The following is a 6,197-nucleotide window of genomic DNA, read 5'->3' on the forward strand; positions in this document are numbered from 1 at the left end:
GCAAGCTCAAGGAGTTCAAACGCATCGCCATGCGGGCGGAGAAAACCGACCAGAGCTTCAAAGCCATGATCTACCTCGCAGCAGCCGTCATCAATTCACGATGATCCCCCACAAGCCTTAGAGCATCGGACCGAAAAGTGGAATCCGGTTTTCGGAAAAACCCGATGCTTAAACAAAGAGATAGATCGACCATCCTGCGTCCGAATGGACGCACGGCGATCTAGGCTCCGGCGCGGTGATTTCTTGGGCGCGGGTGATTTCTTGCTTCATCCGTGCAAGCATCATGACGGAAACAGGCCGGATCGGACTCGTCGCATTACGACACCCCGTTGGGTTCGGCGGAATCTGTCGGGGCACTGGCCAGGATGAGGGCGGATATCGCGTGACCGGCCTTCACCCTGCCGAGCGCGGCGGCCCATGCCGATGCCGGGCTCTATGCCGCCAAGCATGGAGGTCGCGACACTTCGTCGTCTACGATCCCGCGCTGCACGGCCAGGCGGGCCATCCGACGCTGCGGCTCGGCTGATCAGGCGAAGGCGAGTTGCACCTTCATCGCCCGCGACTTGTCGCCGGCCAGTTCGAAGGCCTCGACGGCTCGCTCGACCGGGATCGAGGCGGTCAGCAGCGGAGAGAGGTCGACGCTGCCCGATCCGATCATCGCCACCGCCCAGTCGAACTCCTCATGGAAGCGGAAAGAACCCCGCAGGTCGAACTCCTTGGCGACCAGCACGTTCATCGGCAGGGTGAAATTGCCGCCGACGCCGATCTGCACGATGACCCCGCCAGGCCGCACCACGTCGAATGCGCCGGTCAGCGCATGCTGGTTGCCCGAGGCTTCGAACATCACATCGAAAGCGCCCTTCTCCGCACCGTACTCTGCCTTGAGGCGCTCCGGCTCCGCCATGACGTTGATCGCGCCGGTCGCGCCCATCTTCAACGCCGTCGGCAGCGGACCGTCGACAACGTCGGTCGCGACAATCTCGGAGGCTCCCGCTGCCTTGGCGGCGACCACGGTGAGCACACCGATCGGCCCGGAGCCGGTCACCAGGACCCGCTTGCCGAGGAGCGGCCCGGCGCGCTTGGCAGCATGGAGGCAAACCGAGAGCGGCTCGGCGAAGGCGGCCTGCGCCGCCGGCACATGCGCAGGCAGCTTCACCGCCTGCCGCTCCTCGACGACGAGCACATCGCGAAACCCACCCTGGACATGGGGGAAGCGCATGGCGCTGCCATAGAACAGCATATCGGTGCAGTGTTGCTGCTGGCCTGCCTGGCAGTAGCGGCAGCGCCCGCAAGCCCGGCTCGGATTGACCGCGACACGATCACCCGGCCCGACGCGCGAGACCTCTCCTCCGACCGCCTCGACCGTCCCGGCAATCTCATGGCCGAGGATCATCGGCTCGCGCACGCGGATCGTGCCGAAGCCACCATGCTGATAGTAGTGCAGGTCCGAACCGCAGATACCGCCGGCCTCGATACGGACGCGCACGTCCAGCAGCCCGAGCTCCGGCACGGGCCTTTCCTCGACTCGCAAGTCCTTCGCGGCGTGGATGACGACTGCGCGCATGGCGGTTCTCCCAGGGTGGACCTTGCCGGATTCGGCCGATCTGCGATTGTCTAATCGATTGAAAGATGCTTACCCAAGCTATGCGGGCCCGCGCAAATCGAATTTCATCGGCCATACCTGCGCCATCGAGGATACGCCATGTCGCTTTCGCTGTTCAGCCTTGAAGGCAAGATCGCACTCATCACCGGTTCAGGCCAAGGCATCGGCCTCGCCATGGCTGAAGGTCTGAGCCAAGCCGGAGCGCATGTCGTGCTCAACGGCCGCGACAAGGGCAAGCTCGAGACCGCACGCGCCGCGATCGCCGATTTTGGCCGAAAGGCCTCGATCTCTGCCTTCGACGTCACCGACCAGGAGGCCGTCGAAGCGGCCATTGCTGCAATCGAGGCCGAGGTCGGACCGATCGACATCCTGATCAACAATGCCGGCACGCAGAAGCGCGCGCCTTTCACCGAGTTCGCCGCCGAAGACTGGCATTACCTCGTCAACACCAATCTCCATTCGGTCTTCTATGTCACGCAGGCCGTGACGAAGCGCATGGTCCCGCGCGGTCGGGGCAAGATCGTCAATATCGGCTCGGTGATGAGCGAGCTCGGCCGCCCGACCATCGTGCCCTACACCGCCACCAAGGGCGCGGTGAAGATGATGACACGCGGTCTCGCCGCCGAGCTCGGCAAGCATAACATCCAGACCAATGCGATCGGCCCCGGCTATATCGTCACCGAGCTCAACAAGGCGCTGATCGCCGACGAAACCTTCTCGGGCTGGGTCAAGAGCCGCACTCCGGCCGGGCGCTGGGGCGAGACGAAGGAATTGGTCGGCGCTGCGATCTTCCTCTCATCGGCGGCCTCCGACTATGTCAATGGCCACCTGCTGATGGTCGATGGCGGCCTGACCTCCGTGGTCTGAGCCCCGGTTCAGCCCGCAGCTTTGGCCTCGCCCTGCCGCATCCGGCTCGGCGGCAGACTGTGGAAGCGCCCCCAGGCGCGACGCAGTTGCCGGGGTGATGCGAAGCCGGCGCGTTCCGCGACCGCCTCGATGTCGAGGCGGGAACCGGTCAACAGTTCCCGCGCTACCGCGACCCGCATCCGGTTGACATATTCGGTGACGCTCATGCCCGCATGTTCATTGAACAGGCGCGAGAGATTGCGCGGGCTCGTCGCCGCCGCATCGGCAAGCGTACTCACCGACCAGTCGCGCACCGGGTCGGCCGCGACCGCATCCTGTGCCCGGTGCACAGAAGGATGGATATGGTTGCGACCTTCGAGCCATGGCGAAAGCTGCGGATCGGCACCGGCACGCCTGAGATAGACGACGAGGTAGCGCGCGACCGCGAGCGCGCAGGCATGCCCGGCCATCTCGGCCACGACATGCAGCATCAGATCGATGCCGGCCGTGATCCCGGCGCTGGTCAGGCGCTCGCCGTCTTCCACATAGAGCCGGTTCTCAAGGATTCGGGCCGCTGGCGCAGCCTCCGCGAGTTCGCTGAGGCAGTCATAATGCGTGGTGCAATCATACCCGTCGAGAAGCCCGGCGCGGCCCGCGAGCAGGGCTCCGGAGCAGATCGAGATGAAGCGGATGCCCGGACGAACCGTCCGCCGCAACCAAGCAACGATCTGCCCCTCTTCTACCGCATCCTCCTCCCGGCTCGCGCCTTGACGACCAAGAGGCGCATCGGCACTGCCAGGCAGGACAAGCAGCGAACCGTCCGGCAGAGAGGCTGGCAAGGGGCCAATGGCTGACACGCCAAGGCCGATCGAGCTCCCCATGTCAGGCAGTGGCCCGACATAGGTCACGGTGAAGCGCAGGGCGTCCTGTTCCAGATTGGCCCGGCGCAGCACCTCGATCGGCCCGGCGACATCGAGCAACAGCACGCGCGGTGGTACGACCACATAGACCGGTACCTCGAGGGGCTGCTGCTCCAACGTCATGCTGCAAGCGTCTTGCTGCGCTGGGCGAGAGCGTCCTCCACAGTGGCGATGCGCGCAAAGCGATCGGCCAAAACGAGTTCAGTCCGCGCCCGGATTTCGGCTGCACTCCATTGCCGGCCGGCGGCATCAGTCATCGGGAAGGTCAGGGTCGCCTCGCCGACATAGTCGACCTCATAGCCGAGATCCGAAGCGTGGCGCGTCGTGGTCTCGCAGCACTGCTCGGTGCGGATGCCGGAGACGATCACGCGGCGAATGCCATTCTCGGTCAGCCAGACATCGAGCCCGCTGCCGACCAGCGCACTGTGCCGCCCCTTGCGAAAGACGGCATCCGGTTCGATGGCGAGCGGGGCGAGGGTCTTCACGTAGCCGGAGCTCTCGGCGAAGGGACCGGTCGGATCGACATGGAAGATCTGGACAACGGGGATGCCGGCCGCCTTGGCCCCGTCGACGAGCACCTGAAGTCGCGTGATGAAGGGCGGCACATAGGTCTCGTCAAAATAGGCACGCAGCCGGAAGGATTCCTGAACATCGATCACGAGCAAGGCGGTATCAGAGGACATTCTGCATCTCCCAAAGAAGGTATGGGTCCATGCTAAGACTCGGATCGAATGACGAAATACCAGATCCGGACGAAGGGCGGACAATTCACGCCATCAATATAGGCGGCGCCCCACTCTCCCGACGAGATCGAGCTACCTCCCGCTCCTTTCCCTCGCCTTCCTCGCGAGCCTCTCGAAATCGGCGCGCTTCGCTTCAAGCTTCTCCTCGTCGAGTTCCTCGAGATCGAGCAGTTCCTCACGAGCCCCTTCAAGCCGGAGTATGAGCTCATCGAGCTTGATCTGCATCGCCGCGGTGTCGCGGTTCTGGCTGTTCTGGATGATGAAGACCATCAGGAAGGTGACGATCGTGGTCGAGGTGTTGATCACGAGTTGCCAGGTATCATTGAAGCCGAAGAGCGGTCCCGACAGCGCCCAGACAACGATGATCGTCAGCGCCAGGAAGAAGGTCTGGGGCTTGCCGGCCCAATGGGCCGTACGCTGGGAAAGCCCCGTGAAGAACGAGCGATCCGCGATCGGAGAGCGGCTCGATGCCATGATAGTTTCCCCCAGGTGCGGATCGGCCCACGCGGATCAACGCGGGCTGGAACAATCCGTTCCCGACGCTTGAGGATCGCCCAAATTTGAGTCAGGGAGTCAGGCGCTGAGCGTGCCAGGAGATGTGCTGCGCCATGAAGGTGGAGACGAAATTGTAGGAATGGTCATAGCCATCCCGCATATTGAGCTCGAGCGGGATACCTGCGCTGACGCAGGCCACTTCGAGCAGCCAGGGCCGCAACCCCTCCTGCAGGAAGCCGTCGGCGGTGCCCTGGTCAACGAGGAGATCCTTGACCCGGTGACCGTCCGCGATCAGCGCGGTGCTATCATAGCGCCGCCAGCCCGCCTCATCGGAGCCGAGATACTTCTCAAAAGCCGGCCGCGACCAACCTGCCGTCGAAGGCTGCGTGATCGGTGCGAAGGCCGAGACCGAGCGGAACCGATCAGGATTTTTCAGGGCGAGGGTGATCGCGCCGTGACCGCCCATCGAGTGGCCGAAGATACCCTGCCTGCTCATGTCGACGGGAAAATTGTGAGCGACGATCTCGCTCAGTTCTGCAAGGAGATAGCTCTCCATCCGGTAGTTCCGGGCATAGGGCTCCTGGGTCGCATCGAGATAGAAGCCCGCGCCGGAGCCGAACTGCCAGTTATCCGGCTCGTCCGGCACGCCGTCGCCGCGTGGCGAAGTGTCCGGGCAAATGATCGCGATACCGTTCGCGGCCGCGGCCGCGCGGTACTCGCCCTTGTCCATGACGTTCTGATGCGTGCAGGTCAGCCCCGACAGATACCAGAGCACCGGCACCGGGCCCTCTTCGATCTGCGGCGGCAGGAAGATCGCGAAGGTCATTGGACAGGCGCAGGCCGCGCTCTCGTGTCGGAAAACGCGCTGCGAGCCGCCGAAGGCCTTGGAGTTCGAGAGGAGTTCCATGATGTCCCTTTCGGTCGTTCGCGACGCGCAGTCCTAGCCCAATCCGCACCTTCACCCCTGCCGCAGCGAAGCGGAGATCAGGGATGATGGCGGGTTTCCATGGAGGGTCGATGCGGCGGAAGAGCGGCCGGCTCAGTACACGACGACCGAGCGAATCGACTTGCCCTCATGCATCAGGTCGAAACCGTGGTTGATCTCATCCAGGCTCAGCTTGTGAGTGATCAGATCGTCAATGTTGATCTTCCCCTCCATGTACCAGTCGACGATCTTCGGCACATCGGTGCGCCCGCGTGCGCCGCCGAAGGCGGTGCCCTTCCAGACGCGCCCGGTGACGAGCTGGAACGGCCGGGTCGCGATCTCCTTGCCGGCTTCAGCGACGCCGATGACGATCGACTCGCCCCAGCCGCGATGGCAGCATTCCAAGGCTTGGCGCATCACATTGGTATTGCCGGTGGCATCGAAGGAGAAATCGGCGCCGCCGCCGGTGAGATCGACGATCGCCTGCACCACCTTGTCATTGCCGATCTCGGCGGGATTGATGAAGTCGGTCATGCCGAATTTCTCGGCCATGGCGCGCTTCCCCGGGTTGATGTCGACACCGATGATCTTGTCGGCGCCGACCATGCGTGCGCCCTGGATGACGTTGAGGCCGATGCCGCCGAGCCCGAAGACCACGACATTGG

7 protein-coding genes are annotated in these 6,197 nt (G+C 63.9%); 1 reads left to right on the forward strand and 6 read right to left on the reverse strand.

Annotated elements, in window-relative coordinates; all coding sequences use genetic code 11:
- Nucleotides 1-526 precede the first annotated feature (526 nt).
- Nucleotides 527-1,564, reverse strand: a complete 1,038-nt coding sequence (locus FG93_RS30880) for an L-idonate 5-dehydrogenase (protein WP_043242764.1) — start codon at nucleotides 1,562-1,564, stop codon at nucleotides 527-529.
- Nucleotides 1,565-1,702: 138 nt separating this feature from the next.
- Between FG93_RS30880 and FG93_RS30885 the strand changes: the two genes are divergently transcribed.
- On the forward strand, nucleotides 1,703-2,470 hold the full coding sequence (locus FG93_RS30885; RefSeq protein ID WP_043242767.1) for an SDR family oxidoreductase: 768 nt from the start codon (nucleotides 1,703-1,705) through the stop codon (nucleotides 2,468-2,470).
- Between the two features lie 8 nt (nucleotides 2,471-2,478).
- Here the strand turns inward: FG93_RS30885 and FG93_RS30890 are convergent, their stop codons facing one another.
- From FG93_RS30890 to FG93_RS30910, 5 genes are all read right to left on the reverse strand, one after another.
- Complete coding sequence (locus tag FG93_RS30890; protein WP_043242769.1) at nucleotides 2,479-3,492, reverse strand: GlxA family transcriptional regulator; 1,014 nt, start codon at nucleotides 3,490-3,492, stop codon at nucleotides 2,479-2,481.
- On the reverse strand, nucleotides 3,489-4,052 hold the full coding sequence (locus FG93_RS30895) for an isochorismatase family protein (protein WP_043242770.1): 564 nt from the start codon (nucleotides 4,050-4,052) through the stop codon (nucleotides 3,489-3,491). The genes FG93_RS30890 and FG93_RS30895 overlap by 4 nt, the downstream gene beginning before the upstream one ends.
- Before the next feature lie 132 nt (nucleotides 4,053-4,184).
- Nucleotides 4,185-4,586, reverse strand: a complete 402-nt coding sequence (locus tag FG93_RS30900) for a low affinity iron permease family protein (RefSeq protein WP_043242771.1) — start codon at nucleotides 4,584-4,586, stop codon at nucleotides 4,185-4,187.
- Nucleotides 4,587-4,677: 91 nt separating this feature from the next.
- Nucleotides 4,678-5,514: an S-formylglutathione hydrolase gene (gene fghA, locus FG93_RS30905; RefSeq protein WP_043242772.1), complete on the reverse strand. Its 837-nt coding sequence runs from the start codon at nucleotides 5,512-5,514 to the stop codon at nucleotides 4,678-4,680.
- A gap of 132 nt (nucleotides 5,515-5,646) precedes the next feature.
- Nucleotides 5,647-6,197, reverse strand: a 551-nt coding sequence (locus FG93_RS30910; RefSeq protein WP_043242774.1) for a zinc-binding dehydrogenase, incomplete at its 5' end; no start/stop codon positions are given.

Source organism: Allobosea sp. LC85, from assembly GCF_000735605.1.
Classification (GTDB): domain Bacteria; phylum Pseudomonadota; class Alphaproteobacteria; order Rhizobiales; family Beijerinckiaceae; genus Allobosea.

Bases quoted from the DNA above. Each gene is read 5' to 3' on its own strand.
- FG93_RS30880 (WP_043242764.1), bottom strand. From the start codon at position 1,564: ATGCGCGCAGTCGTCATCCACGCCGCGAAGGACTTGCGAGTCGAGGAA.
- FG93_RS30885 (WP_043242767.1), top strand. From the start codon at position 1,703: ATGTCGCTTTCGCTGTTCAGCCTTGAAGGCAAGATCGCACTCATCACC.
- FG93_RS30890 (WP_043242769.1), bottom strand. From the start codon at position 3,492: ATGACGTTGGAGCAGCAGCCCCTCGAGGTACCGGTCTATGTGGTCGTA.
- FG93_RS30895 (WP_043242770.1), bottom strand. From the start codon at position 4,052: ATGTCCTCTGATACCGCCTTGCTCGTGATCGATGTTCAGGAATCCTTC.
- FG93_RS30900 (WP_043242771.1), bottom strand. From the start codon at position 4,586: ATGGCATCGAGCCGCTCTCCGATCGCGGATCGCTCGTTCTTCACGGGG.
- fghA (WP_043242772.1), bottom strand. From the start codon at position 5,514: ATGGAACTCCTCTCGAACTCCAAGGCCTTCGGCGGCTCGCAGCGCGTT.